Consider the following 17,407-nt stretch of genomic DNA (forward strand, 5'->3'; position numbering starts at 1 on the left):
AGCCTGCCGCACCCGACCCCGGGCGCCGGTATGCCGATGGCAGCACTGGATTCCGGCAGTTCCCCCGCTTCCCCCGCTTCCTCCGCCTCCCAGCGTTCGTTTCGCCAAGCATCCCGCCCGCTTCACACCCCGCAGGCCCATTCCGCACCGCAACACCAACATCAGCGACGCCGGTCCACACCGCCGCCGCCCACAGCGTTTGCCCGCGCGGAAATGAAAAAATTTGTATGGTGACGCCGAACTACGCAGACTTCGTACGATAATCTGCGCTTTCGATTTCTTACCGACTGGAGACTCACCATGAAGAAGCTTTGCCTGACCGCGCTGGTCGCCCTGTGTTCCGCAGCCATGGTGCCGGCGGCGTTTGCTGCCGATGCGTCGACCACGACGACTAAGAAGGCCGCTCCGAAGAAGAAAGCCCCGGCCAAGAAGAAAGCCGCTGTCGCCGCGGCACCGGCGCAACCGGACGAAGGTTCGGAACTCTGGAGCTGCAAAGAGAACAACAAGCTGTACATCAAGGGCGACATGAAGCGCGACCAGATTCTGACGATGTTCTGGGAAGGCCGGAATTACAAGCTGCCGCGCCAAGCGACGACGACGGGCGCCGACCGCTTCTTCGACGCAGCGAGCGGCCTCGACCTGGTCGTGATTCCGACCAAGGCGATGCTGTTCACGCACCGCGATGGCGGCAGCCGTCTGGCTGACGAATGCATGACGCAAGCGATGTCGGATCAGAACAAGCTGGCCCCGACGCAGTCGGTCGAACTGCTGAAGTAAGACGTCTCGGCACAAGAGACGCATGCGGCACCAGCCCCTTTCCTGTTGCACCGCAATTGAGAAGTACCGGCGCGAGCGCGAATTCACAGCATTCACAGTCCTGAATTCGCACGACGCCGGCCCCCACTAAAAGCATCAACACCGCTTCGTTTTTCTGTATCACTCAAGGAAAGATCATGGCCCACAACCTCCACAAAACGCTTAAAGAGTTCAAGCTCAGCGGCGACAAGAAAGGCAAGTTCTACTCGCTGCCCCAACTGGGCAAAGCCCTGGGTGTGAACGTCGAACGCCTGCCGGTGTCGATCCGTATCGTGCTCGAGTCGGTGCTGCGCAACTGCGACGGCAAGAAAGTGACGGAAGAGCACGTCAAGCAGCTCGCCAACTGGAAGCCGAATGCCGATCGCGTCGACGAAATTCCGTTCGTCGTGGCGCGCGTCGTGCTGCAAGACTTCACCGGCGTGCCGCTGCTGGCCGACCTGGCCGCCATGCGTAACGTTGCCGAGCGTCAGGGCAAGAACCCGAAGCGTATCGAGCCGCTGGTGCCGGTCGATCTGGTGGTCGACCACTCGGTGCAAATCGATCATTTCCGCGAGAAGAAAGCGCTCGATCTGAACATGAAACTGGAATTCCAGCGCAACAACGAGCGCTACCAGTTCATGAAGTGGGGGATGCAGGCGTTCGACACGTTCGGCGTCGTGCAGCCGGGCTACGGCATCGTGCACCAGGTGAACCTGGAGTATCTGGCACGTGGCGTGCACAAGAAGGACAACGTGTTCTATCCGGATACCCTCGTCGGTACCGATAGCCACACGACCATGATCAACGGTATTGGCGTGGTGGGCTGGGGCGTGGGCGGTATCGAAGCCGAAGCTGGCATGCTCGGCCAGCCGGTGTATTTCCTGACCCCGGACGTCGTTGGCGTGGAGCTGACGGGCCGCCTGCGCGAAGGCGTGACGGCAACCGACCTGGTGCTCACGATCACCGAAATGCTGCGTCGCGAGAAGGTCGTCGGCAAGTTCGTCGAGTTCTTCGGCGAAGGCACGGCCAGCCTGGCGCTGCCGGACCGCGCCACCATCGCCAACATGGCTCCGGAATACGGCGCCACGATGGGCTTCTTCCCGGTCGACGAAAAGACGATCGACTACTTCCAGGGCACGGGCCGCACGAAGGCCGAGATCGACGCCTTCGCGTCGTACTTCAAGGCCCAGAAGCTGTTCGGCATTCCCAAGACCAACGAAATCGATTACACGAAGACGCTCACGCTGGATCTGGGCTCGGTAGCCCCGTCGCTGGCAGGTCCGAAGCGTCCGCAAGACCGTATCGAAATCGGTCACGTGAAGTCGACGTTCGCCGATCTGTTCACGAAGCCGACCGCAGAAAACGGCTTCAACAAGACCACCGAACAACTGGAAACGACGTACCAGACGGCCAGCGGCATCGACGTGAAGAACGGCGACGTGCTGATTGCCGCCATTACGTCGTGCACGAACACGTCGAACCCGAGCGTGCTGCTCGCCGCCGGCCTGCTGGCCAAGAAGGCCGTGGAAGCTGGCCTGAAGGTCGCACCGCACATCAAGACGTCGCTCGCCCCGGGAAGCCGCGTGGTGACCGAGTACCTCGAAGCGGCTGGCCTGCTGCCGTACCTCGAGAAGCTGGGCTTCGGCGTGACCGCTTACGGTTGCACGACCTGTATCGGTAACGCTGGCGATCTGACGGCCGAACTCAACGAGACGATCACGAAGAACGACATGGTCGCGTCGGCCGTGCTCTCGGGCAACCGTAACTTCGAAGCACGTATTCACCCGAACATTCGTGCCAACTTCCTGGCCTCGCCGCCGCTGGTCGTCGCTTACGCGATTGCCGGTAACGTGACGCGCGACCTGATGACCGAGCCGGTTGGCAAGGGCAAGGGTGGTCGCGAGATCTTCCTGGGCGACATCTGGCCGACCAGCGAAGAAATCCACAAGCTGATGAAGTTCGCGATGAACGCCAAGGTCTTCAAGGCCAACTACGACTCGGTGAAGGAACCGAGCCCGCTGTGGGCGAAGATCAAGGGCTCGAAGGGCGAGGTCTACAACTGGCCGGCTTCGACGTACATCGCCGAGCCGCCGTTCTTCGACGGTTTCGCCATGGAGCCGAACGCCGACATCAAGCCGGTGAACGGTGCGCGCGCCCTGGGCGTGTTTGGTGACTCGGTCACGACCGACCACATCAGCCCGGCCGGTTCGATCAAGGAAACGTCGCCGGCTGGCAAGTGGCTGCTGGAGAACGGCGTGCTGAAGGCCGACTTCAACAGCTACGGTTCACGTCGCGGCAATCACGAAGTGATGATGCGCGGCACGTTCGCCAACGTGCGTATCAAGAACCTGATGATTCCGGCCAAGGAAGACGGTTCGCGCGTCGAAGGCGGCCTGACGATTCACCAGCCGAGCGGCGAACAGCTGTCGATTTACGACGCCGCCATGAAGTACGTGGCCGAAGGCACCCCGACGGTCGTGTTCGGTGGCGAAGAGTACGGCACGGGCTCGTCGCGTGACTGGGCAGCCAAGGGCACGCAACTGCTGGGCGTGAAGGCTGTGATCGCGCGCTCGTTCGAACGTATCCACCGCTCGAACCTGGTCGGCATGGGCGTGCTGCCCCTGCAATTCAAGGGCTCGGACAGCGCACAATCGCTCGGCATCACTGGCGACGAAACGTTCGATATCGAAGGGCTGACCGCCGATATCAAGCCGCAACAAGACGTCACGCTGGTCATCCATCGCAAGAACGGCGAAACGCAGAAGGTGGAAGCCCTGCTGCGTATCGACACGCCGATCGAAGTGGATTACTACAAGCACGGCGGTATCCTGCCGTTCGTGCTGCGTCAGTTGCTCGCGGCAGCGTAAGTCGTTACAGCAACGCGCAAACGATGTGCTGACGGGTGACGCTTCGGTGTTACCTATCGGATGACAAGACCCGGCTTCGGCCGGGTTTTGTCGTTTTGGCTGTCATGTCCGAAAATGACTAGCGACGGGCGGGCCTCGCGCGTAAAGTGACAGCCATACTTTCGCTGCTCCCCCGACCATGACGCTCGATCCCGAAGTCTGTTACAAAGCCGTCTCGGCCCGCGATCGCCGTTTCGACGGGTGGTTTTTCGTCGGCGTGTCCTCGACCGGCATCTACTGCCGCCCGGTGTGCAATGTGCGCACACCGCGCTTCGAGAACTGCTCGTTCTATGGCAGCGCGGCCGCGGCCGAAAAAGCGGGGTACCGCCCCTGCCTGAAATGCCGCCCCGAACTTGCCCCGGGTGTCGCCCGCTTCGACGCCACGCGCGAACTCGCCGATGCGGCCGCCGCGATGATCGACGAAGGCTTTCTGAATAGCGCCGATCTCCCTGCCCTCGCCGCGCGCATCGGCATCACCGAGCGCCACCTGCGCCGCATCTTTGCCGATGAATTCGGCGTGTCGCCCGTCGAATACGCGCAAACGCAACGCCTGCTACTCGCCAAGCGCCTGCTGACGGATACCGCGCTGCCCGTCACTGAAGTGGCGCTTGCCGCCGGTTTTGGCAGCGTCAGACGCTTTAACGGTCTCTTCAAGACCCGCTACGGCTTCGCCCCGGGACGCCTGCGCCTGAACGCCCGCCACGCCGCCATCCCCGATGGCGACCTCGTTTTCCAACTCGCCTATCGCCCGCCCTTCGCCTGGGACGCCCTGCTCGACTTTCTCGGCAACCGCGCCATCGAGGGTGTGGAACTACGCGAAGGCGACACCTACATGCGCACGTTGCGCATCGAGCGCGAAGACGGTCAGACGCTTGTCGGCTGGTGCCAAATCAGGCCGTTGCCGGATCGGCATGCGCTTCAGGTAACGCTGCCCCCATCGCTGGCGGGCTGCGTCCCGCAAGTGCTTGGCAAGCTGCGCCACCTGTTCGATCTCGGCGCCCGCCCCGATGTGATCGACGCGCATCTCGGCACCCTCGCCACCGCGACGCCTGGCCTGCGCGTGCCCGGTGCGGTCGACGGCTTCGAAATTGCGGTGCGCGCCATCGTCGGCCAGCAAATCACGGTCAAAGGGGCGCGGCGCCTGCTGGGACGGCTGGCACAACGCTTCGGCACGCCATTGGCAACGCCAGTCCACGGTTTGACGCACACGTTCCCGAGCGCCGCGCAAATGCTTGCGGTCCCTGTCGACTCACTCGGGGAAGCCGGTATCATTCGCAGTCGTATCGCCGCTATTCACGGTGTGGCGCGCGCCATCGTCGAGGACGGCCTCCGTCTGGACCCGCTCGCACCACCCGAGGCCACGGTGGCGGCCTTGCTCGCCATCAAGGGCATCGGCCCATGGACCGCGCAGTACATCGCGATGCGCGCGCTCGGCTCACCGGACGCCATGCCTGTCGACGATCTCGTGCTGCGCCAAGCGTTGGGCGTGCCCGATGGACGCGCCGTCGAGGCGCGCGCCGCCCAATGGGCGCCGTGGCGGGCCTACGCGGCGCTGCACGTCTGGCGCGCCGCAGCGCAAGCACCGGCAGGGTTGCCGGTTGTCTCATTGCAGGAGGTTTGTGTATGACACGCGTGACTACGCTTTACGAAGCGCTCTACGACAGCCCGCTCGGCGAGATGCTGCTCGTCTCGAATGGGGACGCCCTTACCGGGGTCTATTTCTCGCGTCAAAAGTACTGCCCGGACGACGACGCCCAGCGCCGCGACGGAGAGGACATCGCCGTGCTCAACGATGCCAAGCAGCAACTCGACGAGTACTTTCACGACGGTCGCCGTGCGTTCGAACTCGCGCTCGCCCCCGAAGGCACGCCGTTTCAGCAAAGTGTCTGGGCCGAGTTGTGCCGCATTCCGTTCGGCGAGACGCGCAGCTACGGCGACCTTGCTCACGCCCTCGGCGACGCGAACAAATCGCGCGCCGTGGGGGCCGCCAACGGCCGCAACCCGATCACGATCATCGTGCCTTGCCACCGCGTCATCGGTGCGGACGGCACGCTCACCGGCTACGCCAGCGGCGTCGAGCGCAAACTCGCCCTGCTGTCCCTCGAAGGCGCAGCGCTCGCCGCGGTCGACACCAAACGCAGCGCCGCCACCGCCCGCACGCGGCTTTCCGCCCCGGCGAATCTCGCTTTCGACTTCTGAGGTGCAACTGTCCCCTCAATCGCGTTGCCGCATGCCGTACAATCGTGAGTTCATGTGTTTCTGCTTCGCTCGACTATGCGCTCACGCACCGCCAAAAGACTGACTCCCGACGCCGAAAAGCTGGTCGGCCACGCGCTCGCGCTCGCCGCCTCGGGCAGCCGTATCGAAGACCGCTTTTGGGAAGCCCAACTCGACACGCTGCTCACGCGCGTGCTGCGCACCGGCAACCAACCGGCCATCGATGCCGCGCTCGACCATCTGCAAGCCAATCACAGCGAAGCCTACGGTGCACTCGCCGATCTGATCGAATCGCAAAGCGAATCGGCCGAACCGGACGCCGAAGGCCAGACTTGGGACGGCCTGCTCGTCGCCATCCCGATTCTCGCGTGGACGCGTTATGCGATTCCCTCGGGCCCGGTGAAAGACGACGCGCTGATGCCCATTCGCGCGCATCTGCACGCCCACGTGCTAGCCGATTCGGCCCGCGTGGCGATCTCGCCGTATCTCTACAGCATCGACCAACTGCCGCGCACGCACTGCGAGTCGTGGAAGGTCACGCAGCAACTCGTGCGCGCCGCCGTCGACAATGCGGAAGTGAAGCACCCCGGCAACGACCTGCCGGAAACAGCCCCGATCCTCGCCGACCCGCGTTTCCTGCTCGCTGCCGTCGTCGTGCCGAAGGGCGCGCCGATGTTCCGCTGGCAAGAGGAAGACGCGCGTCATGCCGAACGTGGTCAATGCCAAGAAGCATGGACGGCGCAAGGCGGCCCGAATCTGAACGCCCTTCTACCCGGCTGCGAGATCGAATGCCTGCTGCCTGACGCGTATTACGCCAGTTGCCGCGAGGCTGACGAGCGCATTCGTCCGCACACGATTCGCACGGCGCTGCGCTATCTCGAAGACGTGCTCACCCTCACGCCGACCGAGCTGCGTGCCGTGGTCGCGGGCTTCGGCGAGCAAAACATCGACGAGTACCGCATCGGCTTCACGCAACGTGGCAGCAACGATGTGATCTATGGCGTGGTGTGGCCGCTGTACGGACGCGAAAACGGCGAAGTCGAAGGCGGCGCACTCGATGAAGTGACCGACCTGCTCAAGGCCTGCGGCGTGACGGAAATTCGCAAGCATCCGGGCCGCTTCGATCCCGAGTATTGCGACGACTGCGGCGTGCCGTTGTACCCGGACCCCGTCGGCGAGATCGTTCACGCCGAAATGCCGGAAGACGCCGAGCCGAGCCGACCGCACTTCCACTAAGCGAGTGTCGGGCGTCGATGACGCCCACCTCGGATGGCAAAACAAAGGCCATGCGCTTATCACGCATGGCCTTTGTCATTGCAGCGGCTCGTTGTGGTGCTCGCTGTCGCTAGTCCTGCTTCTCGTCGCGCTCGCCCGCACTTGGTAGCGTCACCACACAGCGATGCAACGAGTGCCCGGACGCGAGGTACTTACGCTCGAACGGCGTGACCGGCGTTTCAGGCATCCAAACCTCGACGGCGGGCTTCACGCCGCTGAGCCATTCGACGGCCAGCGCAAACTCCTCGACGTAGACGTTCCAGTTACTGCGGCACTCCAACACGCCGCCGAGCGCGACAATCGTCGGGAACACCGCATGCCCCTGCCAGCGGCGCGATAACTGTCCGATCTTCGGCCACGGGTTCGGATAAAAAATGTAGTGACGCGCCGGATGAATGTCCGCGTCGAGCAACTGACGCCAGAAATCGACGAGGTCGGCGCGCACCCACACAAAATTCTCGGGCCACGTATCGCCCCACCAATCTTTGCCGCGCACGATGCGGCTCTCCGACTGATCGATGCCGATGACGAAGTGATCGGGGAATTGCGTTGCGAGATGCAGCGTGCTCTCGCCTACACCGCACCCTGCATCGATGATGAGTGGCGGCGAACCTGCCGTGCGCCAGACAGCGATTGCCTTGTCGAACGCCGCCGCACTGTAGGCAGCGAGCGGCTTGCGAAAGGTCGCGTCGCGATGTCGTGCCACGAGCTCAGTGAGCTTGTCGTGCGGGCCGGGCTGTGCGCTGGCGACGATGCGAGAGTTAGCAAACATACGAAGAAAAGCGAGAAGTGAAAGCGCACGCAAGCCATGCGTTGCAATAAAACGGGCGCGCCAAGTGGTAACAAAACGTGTCCGTCACTACCGAACATCGATATCGCGGCACAGCACAAAACGCGAAATACACGCGGAAAAACCGCCGGTATTCGAGCGATCGCGCGGCGTGCATCGATGCCACAATCGCGGTCCTTTGCGAAAACACGCGGTCGAGATCATGGCAGCACGACGACGCATCGGCATCGCAAGCTGCACGGCAAATTTGGCGAAGACCAAGCGCGATATGGCCTGCATTGTAGCGCGGCGTAACTTTCTGGAATCGATGGCACACGCTGGCGCGCCCGTCTTTAGGGCGTCAGCGACATTTTTTCGGTTAAGATTGAACTCGCTTTCGCCGTTGTCTTTCAAATAGCGGCTTAGCCTCTTCGCGAGCGTTGCGCCTATAGAGCTCAGGTCATGAGTCATCGCGCGTACGCATTGCTCCGCAGCAACATGCCAGAGCATTGCCGCCGTACTTCTGTGTTCGCGTCAGTTTGCGCCCAAGCGCCCCCGAGAATACATCTAGCAATGTCGAATCGATTTTTTCAACGCGCCGCAGGCGTGGTTTTGCGAGCCGTGCGCCAAGTCGCCGGTCTGGCAGCCATTGCTGCGCCGCTGTGTCTGTCGGCCCTGCCGGCACCGGCACAAGCCTTCACGCTCGAACAGCACCGTGCGCTGGTCGAGCAATTCGTCAACACCCGTCACGCCGATCCGCTGGTGGCCGATTGTGCTGCGCACGCGAGCTTCGTCGTCGCGACGCTGCCCGGTTACGAGAGTGTGGAATATGGCGACACGGCGCTCGATCCCGAGCACGCAAAGGTCGAGCCCTGGACCGGCCCGTTCGACGATCGCAAGCAACGCGTGGACGTCACGCAGATGGTGCAGCTCGACGGCGTCGGCAAGCGCACCAACGGTCAGACGGACAACATCCACATTCGCTGTGGCTATGCCGATGGCCGCATGATGGGCTTCGACTACACGTCGCCGCTGCCGCAGGTCGAACAACCGGTCAAGCGTGCCACGCGCAACACGCGAGGCAAAGCGGCACACGCCACCGGTAAGTCGACCACGAAGAAGAGTGCTACGAGCAAGTCGTCGGCGAAGTCGAGCAGCACCAAGAAAAGCACGACGACCAAGAAAGCGACGAACTGACGGTAAGTGACGGTGCATGCACCGTCACTTACGCCGCTTCACTGCACCTGCGTTTTGTCTGCCCGCATCTGCCACTCGATAGCGGCAAGCATCGACGCGCCCAGCGAAGCGCTACGCGCACCGTTCCAGCCGACGTTCGCATCGGGGCGGTTCGCGTTGTCCTTGAACGGCATTTCCAGCGTCAGCGACAGGCAATCGAAGCGCCGCGCAATCCACTTCGACGCCAGCTTGAGCGACTCCGCCGCGTGCTTGCCCGGCGGATAGCCGAACTTGTCCTGAAAGTCGAGACTCGCCGCTTTGAAGCGGTCGATGAACGCACGCTCACGCGCCAACAGTGCGTCGCTCGCCCCTTCCACGCCCTCGTTGCCCGCCACGAACACGTACGGCAGCGCTTCGTCGCCGTGAATGTCGAAGAACATGTCGCAGCCTGCCGCCTCGATGGCCGCGCGCACATGAAACACTTCCGGGCTGCGCGCGAGATCCGGTTCGAGCCACTCGCGATTCAGGTTCGCGCCGGCGGCATTCGTGCGCAGATTGCCGCGCGCCGAACCGTCGGGGTTCATGTTCGGCACGATATGGAACACAGCGTCGTTAAGCAGCGCCGCCGCCAGCGGATCGCCCGCCCAATCTCCCGCGCCCAACAGGCGGCGCAGCAGCCCTTCCACAAACCACTCGGCCATCGTCTCGCCGGGATGCTGGCGCGCGATGACCCAGATATTGCGCTTGCCTGCGCCCGGCTCGCCCACGGTCAGCACCGTCATATCGCGGCCGTCGACCGTCGCGCCGATCGAGTGCGAACGCACGCGCGGCGAATTCTGCGCCGTACCCAGCAATGCCAGATGGCGCTCCTCGTTGTACGGCTCGAAATACGCCAGATACACGCTGTCGTGCGACGGCGTGAACGACACCGTCATCACACGGCCGTCGTACGTCGTCGGCACGCGGAACCAGTTCACGCGGTCGTACGACGCCACGGCGCGATAGTCCTGCCAGCCGCGCGGATACGACGTTTCGCTCGCGTTATCGAATACGATCCGGCAAGCCGTGTTCGCCACGCCTTGCACACGAAAGTGGAACCACTGCGAAAACTCGGCCGCATTGTCTTGCGGAATGCGCACGTGAATGTCGTCGGCGCGCTCGGCGCTCACCACGTGGATGGCACCACTGTCGAACGTGCTGCTGATGAATACGGTCATGACTCGCCTCACTGGCTGCAAATGAAAAACCCCGGGACAGGGCCCGGGGCTAAATGTTGGTGTGTGTCAGGCCACGCGACGGCGGAACACCCACAGCGCGTCGTTCGACACGCTGTCGTCGAACGCATAACCCTCGGTGTCGAACGCCTTCAACTGCTGCACGTCGGTGACGTTGCGCTCGATGGCATAACGCGCCATCAACCCGCGCGCCCGCTTGGCGTAGAAGCTGATGATCTTGTACTTGCCGCTCTTCCAGTCTTCGAAAACCGGCGTGATGACCGGTGCGGCCACGAGCCGGCGCTTGATCACCTTGAAATACTCTTCCGACGCCAGATTCACCAGCACACGGCGCGTTTCCGGATGCTCGGTGAGCGACGCGTTGATCGTCTGCGTCACGCGCTCGCCCCAGAAGGCATAAAGATCGCGCCCGCGCTTGTTGGCAAACCGCGTGCCCATCTCGAGACGATACGGTTGCAGCAGATCGAGCGGGCGCAATACGCCATAGAGCCCCGAGAGGATGCGCAGGTGCCGCTGGGCGAACTCGAGTTGAGGCGCACTGAGGGTGCGCGCCGACAAGCCTTCGTAGACATCGCCATTGAAGGCGAGCACGGCTTGCTTGGCATTGGAAGTATCGAAGCGAGGGGTCCAGTCGGCGTAGCGCGTGGCGTTGAGCGCGGCGAGCTGGTCCGAAATGCTCATGAGCGAGCCGACTTGTGCTGGGCTCAGTTCGCGCAGGCCCTCGATCAGTTCGGCGGCTTCGTCGACGAATTGCGGCACGGTGTGCGTGTTCACGTGCGGGGGTGTTTCGTAGTCGAGCGATTTGGCCGGCGAGAGAACAATTATCATATGGGGTGCAGCGTTCCTGCGAAAACGAAAACCGTCATTCTATCCAATGCTTCAAAACGCTGTTGCCACGCCCGCTGAGCGGGCCTTCGCCGAACACCTCGATACGCTGGCTACGCCGCCGCGCGTGGTCTTCGACACCAATGTCTGGATCGACTTGCTCGTGTTCGATGACCCGGTGGCGCGCCCCGTGCGCGACGCCCTGCTCGAAAAGCGTCTGACGGCCCTCATGGCGCAACGCTGCCGCGACGAGCTGGCCGTGGTGCTCACTTACCCGCAATTCGTCTCGCGCGCTGTCGATAACGACGCCGCGCTGGCATGGGTCGACGCCCACACGCAGCGCATCGTCGTGCCCGACGACGCCCCGCCGCCCGCGCAACTGCCGCTGTGCCGCGACCGCGACGATCAGAAGTTTCTCGAAGCCGCCCGTGACGGCCATGCGCACTGGCTGGTGAGCAAAGACAAGGCCGTGCTCAAGCTGCGCAGCCGGGTCGCCCGCCAGTTCGGCTTTCGCATCGTGACAGCGAGCGCTTTCGTCTCGCTGCTCGTGGAAGGTCGGTAGGCCGCTAGGACGCAAAACCCTGCGCCTCCGGCACACCGCACGCTGCGGCGGTAAAATGACCGCCATCGTCCAATCCGACTCTGCCTTAGCCTCGCCTCAATGAACGCGCCCCATATTGCTACTGCCGCCCCGGCCCCGTTGGCCGCGCCCGCGCTCGCTTCCCGCCTGCCGAACGTCGGCACCACCATCTTCACCGTGATGTCGGCCCTCGCCGCCGAGAAGCAGGCCGTCAACCTCGGCCAGGGCTTCCCCGATTTCGAGTGCGATCCGAAGATTGTCGACGCGGTCTCGCGGGCCATGCGCGACGGCCACAATCAGTACCCGCCGATGGCCGGTGTACCGGCACTGCGTCAGGCCATCGCGGCCAAGATCGGCCAGTTGTACGGCCAGCACTACGACTGGAACACCGAGATCACCGTGACGGCTGGCGCCACGCAGGCACTGCTCACGACCATTTTGGCGACCGTGCATCCGGGCGATGAAGTCATCGTGTTCGAGCCGACGTACGACAGCTATGTCCCGTCCATCGAACTCGCAGGCGGCAAACCGGTGTTCATCACACTTGAAGCGCCCGATTTCAGCATTCCGTTCGACAAGCTCGCAGCGGCCATTACGCCGCGCACGCGCCTGATTCTGTTCAACACGCCGCACAATCCCAGCGGCACGGTGTGGCACGAGAAGGATCTCGCGAAGCTTGCCGAGATCGTGGCTGGCACCGACATCCTGCTGCTCTCGGACGAGGTCTACGAGCACATGGTGTACGACGGCAAGCGTCATGAGAGCGTGGCGCGGCATCCGGAACTGGCGCGCCGCAGCTTCATCGTGTCGAGCTTCGGTAAGACGTATCACGTCACTGGCTGGAAGGTTGGGTTCGTCGCGGCTCCCGCGTCGCTCATGGCCGAGTTCCGCAAGGTGCACCAGTTCAACGTGTTCACGGTGAATACGCCGATGCAGGTCGGTCTTGCCGACTACATGCGCGATCCGGCGCCGTATCTCGAACTCGCGGGCTTCTACCAAAAGAAGCGCGACCTGTTCCGTGAAGGCTTGGCCAACACGCGCTTCAAGCTGCTGCCCTGCGAGGGCACGTATTTCCAGTGTGTGGATTACGGCGCGATCAGCGATATGAGCGAAGCCGACTTCGCGCTGTGGCTCACGGGCGAAATTGGCGTGGCGGCGATTCCGGTCTCGGCGTTCTATCACGCGCCGCATGAATCGGGTGTGGTGCGTTTCTGCTTCGCCAAGCAAGACGACACACTGCGCGAAGCACTGGCACGTCTGGCAAAGATCTAACGAATTGGGGCTGCCGTTGGGGCTGTTAAATGCAGCCCCAGCGACAGCCCCAATCGCCAATCACATTACGCTTCCGACTTTTTGGCCTGCTGCGCTTGCTGATAGGCCTTCATCTCGGCACGCGTGCGTTGGAACGACTCGCGCTCCGCCAGCAGCTTGCCGTACGCCTTCCAATCGACACCGGCGGCTTGCAGGAAGTCTTCACCGAAGACAGCTTGCGTCGCCATGCCGATGATCGGCAGGTGAATCCCAGCGGCCACATCGGCCATCGTGAACTTATCGCCCGCCACGTACGGGGCGAACTTCGCAATACGCTTGAACGCGACGATATTGCGACGAAGCAGCTTCTCGGTACGCGTGCGCGTGCCTTCCGAAGCGGTGCCGCCAAAGAACGCCTGTCCGTAGACCTCACGCGTGACCAGTTCCAGATGCAGCTCGAGCATCGTGATCAGCTCGCGCTCCTTGGCTTGCTGCCACGGGTCTTTCGAGAACAGCGCGGGCGTCGGGTGCGTGACTTCGATGTAATCGCAAATCACCTGCGACTCGGCGAGATATCCGCCTTCGGTTTGCAGATACGGCACCTTGCCCAGCGGCGAGCATTGCAGCAGCGGCTCGTCCTGACTCGGGATGGATTCAGATTCTTCGAAGGGCACGCCCTTCTCGTACAGCACGACCTTGACCTTGTTGTAGTAATTGCTGATCGGAAATCCGTACAACTTCAACATGATGTCTCCCATGGTGTGTTCTCCGAAGCGCAGTGTAAGGCCTCGCACCGCCGTTCGCGACGAATGTCGTTCGACGAACGTCTCGAAAATCGCGGCGATGGCCTCAAGCGTCCTGTGCCGGAAAGACCCGCTCGCGCATGAAATCGATGAACACGCGCAGCTTGGCCGGCACGTGACCGCCTGAAGGCCACATGATGTGAAACGGGATACCGGTCTGCGTGCATTGCGGCAACACCTGCACCAACTGGCCGGTGCGCAAATAGCCGCGAATCGAAAAGTCCGGCAGGTACGCGATGCCCACGCCTTGCAACGCGAACGCGATGCGCGCTTCGAGGTTGTTGCAAACCACCGCCGTCGATAGCGGAAAGCCTGCGGCATCGTCGTCCTCACCGCTTTCACCTAACGGCCATACCTGAAGCTTGCCCGTGTTCGGATAGCGAAACTGAATGCAGGCGTGCTGCCCAAGATCGCCGATCATGCGTGGTGTGCCGCATCGCGCGAAATAGTCGGGCGCACCGACCAGCAGCATCGATAGCTCACCGAAACGTCGTGCGCTCAGACGCGAGTCCGGCGCATCGCCCGTGCGAATCACCGCGTCGAAACCTTCTTCGATGATGTCGACACGGCGATCGGTGAATTCGAGTTCGAGATCGACCTCCGGGTAGGCGAGCTTGAATTGCCCCATCGCCGTGAGGAACGGCTCGCCCACGAGCGGCACGCTCAACCGCAGTCGTCCGCGGGGCGTGAGATTGACTTGCGACAGTTCCGCCTGCGCCGCCTCCAGCTCGGCCAGAATGCGCCGCCCGCGCGCCAGAAACAGCCCGCCTTCCGCCGTGAGCGTCAGGCTGCGCGTACTGCGATGAAACAGCCGCACGCCCAGTTGGTCCTCCAGCGCACTCACCCGCTTGCCCACCGCCGACGCCGAAATACCCAGCACCCGCCCAGCCGCCACGAAACTGCCCGTCTCGGCGACCTGCACGAAAACATTCACTGCTGCGCTTTCCATTCGCTGCCTCGCTCACTGCCTGCCACTCGCCCGCCCGATCGCTCGCTCACCCGCCGACTCGACCTCATTGCGGAACAATTTCTCCGCATAGACCGGAACTCTACCCCACTTACTCTTCAATCAGCCAATCCCTAGGATCGAGGCTCCTCTTTCTCACGAATGCCAGACATTCGCAGGTGCGCCATGATCCGTACGTTCCAACGCTGGGAAATGCCGTCGCTCGGCCTCGATAACCTCGCTTTGCAGGAGGTCGAACTCCCCACGCCCGGCCCGGGTGAAATCGTCATTGAAGTCGAAGCCGTCTCGCTCAACTACCGCGACGCCGAAGTTGCCGAGTCGGGCATGGGCAACGCCTTGAGCTTTCCGTTCACGCCGGCTTCCGACATGGCTGGCCGGGTCGTCGCGCTCGGCGACGGCGTCACGCGGTTCACCACCGGCGAGCGCGTGATCGCCACCTATATGCCCGGCTGGGTCGACGGCGCGCCGCGCACGTGGACCGACGCGCCCACCCGTGGCGGCCCCCTGCCCGGCGTGCTGGCCCAATACGTCGTCACACAGGCCGACGGCTGCGTGCTCGCCCCCGCGAGCTTGAGCGCCGCCGAGGCCAGCACGTTGCCCGTCGCCGCCCTCACGGCGTGGATGGCCCTGATCGAACTCGGCCACCTGCACGCCGGGCAGACCGTCGTGGTGCAAGGCACCGGCGGCGTATCGCTGTTCGCGGTGCAGTTGGCCGCCGCCCATGGCGCGCGCGTGATCGTCACGAGCGGCAGCGACGAGAAGATTGCCGGTGCGCTCACGCTTGGCGCGACGCACGGCATCCATCGCCACACCACCCCCGACTGGCAGAACGCCGTACTCGATCTGACGGACGGACGCGGCGCCGACCACATTCTCGAGATGACTGGCGGCGAGAACATCGAGCGCTCGCTTCAGGCAGTGAAGCAAGGCGGGCGCATTTCCGTGATCGGCCTGCTCGACGCGGATCGCATCAGCCTGCGAATTCTGTCGCTGCTGGCGAGCCGAGCATCGATTGTGGGCATCGCTGTCGGCCCTCGCCGCGCGTTGGAAGACCTCGTGCGCGCCGTCGATCTGCTGGGCATCAAGCCGGTGATCGACGCCGTGTACCCGTTCTCGCAAGTGCCGCAAGCGTTCGCGCATTTGCAGCGTGGCGCGTTCGGTAAGGTCGTCGTGGAGGTGAAGCCAGCATGACGACCCTCGTCAAATCGGCCGCCGCCATGCCCGCCATCATGCTCGGCCTGTTCGGCCTCTATACGCTGGAATTCGGCGTGGTCGGCATCCTGCCGATGATCGTCGAGCGCTTTGGCATCACCGTCTCGCAAGCGGGCTGGCTGATGGCGGTATTCGCGTTGGTCGTCGCCACGCTCGGTCCGGTGCTGGTGTTGATCGCCTCGCGTTACGACCGTAAAAAGGTGCTGGTCTTCGCCCTCTTCGGCTTTGCGGTGTGCAGCGCGCTGGCAGCTTACGCGCCGAATTTCCCGAGTCTGATGGCGCTACGCGTGATCCCCGCGATGCTGCATCCGGTCTTTTTGTCGGCGGCGTTCACGGCGGCGGCCTCGCTCTACCCAAAGGCGCAGCGCGCGCATGCGATCTCGCTCGCGTTCGTGGGCACGTCGATGGGCCTCGTCCTCGGTGTCCCAGCGACCACCTGGGTAGCCGATCACCTGTCGTACGAAGCCTCGTTCCTCTTCTGCACGGCGCTGACCGGCCTCTCTGGCGTGGGTTTGTGGGCGATGCTGCCGTCGCAAGGCAAACCCGTCGCCCTCGGCTTCGGCCATCAACTCAGCGTGCTGCGCAAACCGGTGTTGTGGCTGACGATCGCCGCGACCATCACGGTCTTCACGGCGATGTTCTCGGTCTACAGCTACGCCGCCGAATATCTCAAGCGCGAGACGGGCATGGACCCCACCACGATCAGCCTGATCCTCGTGATCTTCGGCGTCGGGGGCGTGGCAGGGAATCTCTACGCAGGGCGCTTGCTGGCGCGCAACCTGGTGCGAACCACGTTCCTGCACCCGATCGCACTGGGTATCGCGTACGGCGTGCTGTACTACGGCGGCAGCGCCAATGTCGCGAGCATGGCGGTCATCGCGGTGCTGTGGGGTGCCGCACACACGAGCGGGCTGCTGGTCACGCAAATGTGGCTCACCGCCACCACGGCAGAAGCGCCGGAGTTCGGCACCAGCCTCTTCGTGTCGGCGGCCAACGGCGGCGTGGTGCTCGGCTCGGCGCTCGGCGGCGTGTTCATCGACCATCTCGGCATTGCCGGGGTGATCGGCTGCGGCGTGCTGTTCTGCGTGCTGTCGGTGGTCGTGATCGGCGCCACGGCTTGGATGTACCGCGAAACGCCGCTGCGGATCGGTGCGGTGGGCGCGGCGCATTAAGCCCCCCTTTGCCGCCGACCGCTGCGCGGAACAACGGCTGGCAGTGACCGCGAGATAGGCGACAATAGCGGCAACGCGATTCGGGCATCGGTTTGCATCGTCCGGCATTCGGCAGGAAATTCATTTCCCGACCGACCGGTCGGACGATAGAATGTCGAGCGATGTCCGCGCAGCGGGCTTGCGTGACCTCACGGGGTCGCCGGGCCACGCGCCGCAGGCCGATA

The 17,407-nt window shown here is 63.4% G+C and carries 16 protein-coding genes; 10 read left to right on the forward strand and 6 right to left on the reverse strand.

Annotated features, from left to right (window positions below):
• The first annotated feature begins 300 nt into the window (after positions 1 to 300).
• From ACPWR9_RS14405 to ACPWR9_RS14425, 5 genes are all read left to right on the forward strand, one after another.
• The gene (locus ACPWR9_RS14405; RefSeq protein WP_426298625.1) at positions 301 to 777 is read left to right on the forward strand and encodes a hypothetical protein; all 477 of its coding nucleotides are present in this window, start codon (positions 301 to 303) and stop codon (positions 775 to 777) included.
• Positions 778 to 953: 176 nt separating this feature from the next.
• On the forward strand, positions 954 to 3,662 hold the full coding sequence (gene acnA, locus ACPWR9_RS14410; protein ID WP_426298627.1) for an aconitate hydratase AcnA: 2,709 nt from the start codon (positions 954 to 956) through the stop codon (positions 3,660 to 3,662).
• Positions 3,663 to 3,840: 178 nt separating this feature from the next.
• On the forward strand, positions 3,841 to 5,328 hold the full coding sequence (locus tag ACPWR9_RS14415; protein WP_426298629.1) for an AlkA N-terminal domain-containing protein: 1,488 nt from the start codon (positions 3,841 to 3,843) through the stop codon (positions 5,326 to 5,328).
• Complete coding sequence (locus tag ACPWR9_RS14420; protein WP_426298631.1) at positions 5,325 to 5,900, forward strand: methylated-DNA--[protein]-cysteine S-methyltransferase; 576 nt, start codon at positions 5,325 to 5,327, stop codon at positions 5,898 to 5,900. Before ACPWR9_RS14415 ends, ACPWR9_RS14420 begins: the two co-directional genes overlap by 4 nt.
• A gap of 75 nt (positions 5,901 to 5,975) precedes the next feature.
• A complete protein-coding gene (locus tag ACPWR9_RS14425) occupies positions 5,976 to 7,154 on the forward strand; it encodes a DUF2863 family protein (RefSeq protein WP_426298632.1) in 1,179 nt (392 codons plus the stop codon).
• Between the two features lie 109 nt (positions 7,155 to 7,263).
• Here ACPWR9_RS14425 and trmB read toward each other — a convergent pair whose 3' ends face one another.
• Positions 7,264 to 7,965: a tRNA (guanine(46)-N(7))-methyltransferase TrmB gene (trmB, locus tag ACPWR9_RS14430; protein WP_426298634.1), complete on the reverse strand. Its 702-nt coding sequence runs from the start codon at positions 7,963 to 7,965 to the stop codon at positions 7,264 to 7,266.
• 87 nt (positions 7,966 to 8,052) lie between these two features.
• Positions 8,053 to 8,433 carry a hypothetical protein gene (locus ACPWR9_RS14435; RefSeq protein WP_426298636.1) on the reverse strand — a complete coding sequence of 127 codons (381 nt, stop codon included), beginning with the start codon at positions 8,431 to 8,433 and terminating at the stop codon, positions 8,053 to 8,055.
• Between the two features lie 102 nt (positions 8,434 to 8,535).
• Here ACPWR9_RS14435 and ACPWR9_RS14440 point away from each other — a divergent pair, with 102 nt between their 5' ends.
• Positions 8,536 to 9,159: a BspC domain-containing protein gene (locus ACPWR9_RS14440; protein ID WP_426298638.1), complete on the forward strand. Its 624-nt coding sequence runs from the start codon at positions 8,536 to 8,538 to the stop codon at positions 9,157 to 9,159.
• Between the two features lie 38 nt (positions 9,160 to 9,197).
• On the opposite strand, the gene ACPWR9_RS14445 is transcribed toward ACPWR9_RS14440, so the two are convergent.
• Positions 9,198 to 10,355, reverse strand: a complete 1,158-nt coding sequence (locus tag ACPWR9_RS14445; RefSeq protein ID WP_426298640.1) for a M14 family metallopeptidase — start codon at positions 10,353 to 10,355, stop codon at positions 9,198 to 9,200.
• Between the two features lie 66 nt (positions 10,356 to 10,421).
• Positions 10,422 to 11,201 (reverse strand): peroxide stress protein YaaA, encoded by a 780-nt coding sequence (gene yaaA / locus ACPWR9_RS14450; RefSeq protein WP_426298642.1) that lies wholly within the window; start codon positions 11,199 to 11,201, stop codon positions 10,422 to 10,424.
• A gap of 46 nt (positions 11,202 to 11,247) precedes the next feature.
• Here yaaA and ACPWR9_RS14455 point away from each other — a divergent pair, with 46 nt between their 5' ends.
• Positions 11,248 to 11,760, forward strand: coding sequence for a putative toxin-antitoxin system toxin component, PIN family (locus ACPWR9_RS14455; protein WP_426298643.1), 513 nt, complete (start codon positions 11,248 to 11,250; stop codon positions 11,758 to 11,760).
• Positions 11,761 to 11,859: 99 nt separating this feature from the next.
• On the forward strand, positions 11,860 to 13,050 hold the full coding sequence (locus ACPWR9_RS14460; protein ID WP_426298645.1) for a pyridoxal phosphate-dependent aminotransferase: 1,191 nt from the start codon (positions 11,860 to 11,862) through the stop codon (positions 13,048 to 13,050).
• 65 nt (positions 13,051 to 13,115) lie between these two features.
• Here the strand turns inward: ACPWR9_RS14460 and ACPWR9_RS14465 are convergent, their stop codons facing one another.
• Positions 13,116 to 13,775: a glutathione S-transferase gene (locus ACPWR9_RS14465; protein WP_426298647.1), complete on the reverse strand. Its 660-nt coding sequence runs from the start codon at positions 13,773 to 13,775 to the stop codon at positions 13,116 to 13,118.
• A 103-nt stretch (positions 13,776 to 13,878) separates the two neighbouring features.
• A complete protein-coding gene (locus ACPWR9_RS14470; RefSeq protein ID WP_426298649.1) occupies positions 13,879 to 14,781 on the reverse strand; it encodes a LysR family transcriptional regulator in 903 nt (300 codons plus the stop codon).
• Positions 14,782 to 14,964: 183 nt separating this feature from the next.
• Between ACPWR9_RS14470 and ACPWR9_RS14475 the strand changes: the two genes are divergently transcribed.
• Together ACPWR9_RS14475 and ACPWR9_RS14480 are read left to right on the forward strand one after the other, a co-directional pair.
• Positions 14,965 to 15,990, forward strand: coding sequence for a zinc-dependent alcohol dehydrogenase family protein (locus tag ACPWR9_RS14475; protein WP_426298651.1), 1,026 nt, complete (start codon positions 14,965 to 14,967; stop codon positions 15,988 to 15,990).
• Entirely contained in the window at positions 15,987 to 17,183 is a 1,197-nt protein-coding gene (locus ACPWR9_RS14480; protein ID WP_426298653.1) for an MFS transporter, read from the forward strand. The genes ACPWR9_RS14475 and ACPWR9_RS14480 overlap by 4 nt, the downstream gene beginning before the upstream one ends.
• Positions 17,184 to 17,407: the final 224 nt, after the last annotated feature.

The sequence above is a fragment of the Pandoraea pneumonica genome, assembly GCF_049918595.1.
GTDB lineage: Bacteria > Pseudomonadota > Gammaproteobacteria > Burkholderiales > Burkholderiaceae > Pandoraea > Pandoraea pneumonica_A.

What these genes read in the sequence shown, in the direction of transcription:
- ACPWR9_RS14420 (WP_426298631.1), top strand. Translation starts at nt 5,325, where the DNA reads ATGACACGCGTGACTACGCTTTACGAAGCGCTCTACGACAGCCCGCTC.
- ACPWR9_RS14405 (WP_426298625.1), top strand. Translation starts at nt 301, where the DNA reads ATGAAGAAGCTTTGCCTGACCGCGCTGGTCGCCCTGTGTTCCGCAGCC.
- ACPWR9_RS14440 (WP_426298638.1), top strand. Translation starts at nt 8,536, where the DNA reads ATGTCGAATCGATTTTTTCAACGCGCCGCAGGCGTGGTTTTGCGAGCC.
- ACPWR9_RS14470 (WP_426298649.1), bottom strand. Translation starts at nt 14,781, where the DNA reads ATGGAAAGCGCAGCAGTGAATGTTTTCGTGCAGGTCGCCGAGACGGGC.
- ACPWR9_RS14475 (WP_426298651.1), top strand. Translation starts at nt 14,965, where the DNA reads ATGATCCGTACGTTCCAACGCTGGGAAATGCCGTCGCTCGGCCTCGAT.
- ACPWR9_RS14465 (WP_426298647.1), bottom strand. Translation starts at nt 13,775, where the DNA reads ATGTTGAAGTTGTACGGATTTCCGATCAGCAATTACTACAACAAGGTC.
- ACPWR9_RS14425 (WP_426298632.1), top strand. Translation starts at nt 5,976, where the DNA reads ATGCGCTCACGCACCGCCAAAAGACTGACTCCCGACGCCGAAAAGCTG.
- trmB (WP_426298634.1), bottom strand. Translation starts at nt 7,965, where the DNA reads ATGTTTGCTAACTCTCGCATCGTCGCCAGCGCACAGCCCGGCCCGCAC.
- ACPWR9_RS14435 (WP_426298636.1), bottom strand. Translation starts at nt 8,433, where the DNA reads ATGACTCATGACCTGAGCTCTATAGGCGCAACGCTCGCGAAGAGGCTA.
- yaaA (WP_426298642.1), bottom strand. Translation starts at nt 11,201, where the DNA reads ATGATAATTGTTCTCTCGCCGGCCAAATCGCTCGACTACGAAACACCC.
- acnA (WP_426298627.1), top strand. Translation starts at nt 954, where the DNA reads ATGGCCCACAACCTCCACAAAACGCTTAAAGAGTTCAAGCTCAGCGGC.
- ACPWR9_RS14480 (WP_426298653.1), top strand. Translation starts at nt 15,987, where the DNA reads ATGACGACCCTCGTCAAATCGGCCGCCGCCATGCCCGCCATCATGCTC.
- ACPWR9_RS14415 (WP_426298629.1), top strand. Translation starts at nt 3,841, where the DNA reads ATGACGCTCGATCCCGAAGTCTGTTACAAAGCCGTCTCGGCCCGCGAT.
- ACPWR9_RS14460 (WP_426298645.1), top strand. Translation starts at nt 11,860, where the DNA reads ATGAACGCGCCCCATATTGCTACTGCCGCCCCGGCCCCGTTGGCCGCG.
- ACPWR9_RS14445 (WP_426298640.1), bottom strand. Translation starts at nt 10,355, where the DNA reads ATGACCGTATTCATCAGCAGCACGTTCGACAGTGGTGCCATCCACGTG.
- ACPWR9_RS14455 (WP_426298643.1), top strand. Translation starts at nt 11,248, where the DNA reads ATGCTTCAAAACGCTGTTGCCACGCCCGCTGAGCGGGCCTTCGCCGAA.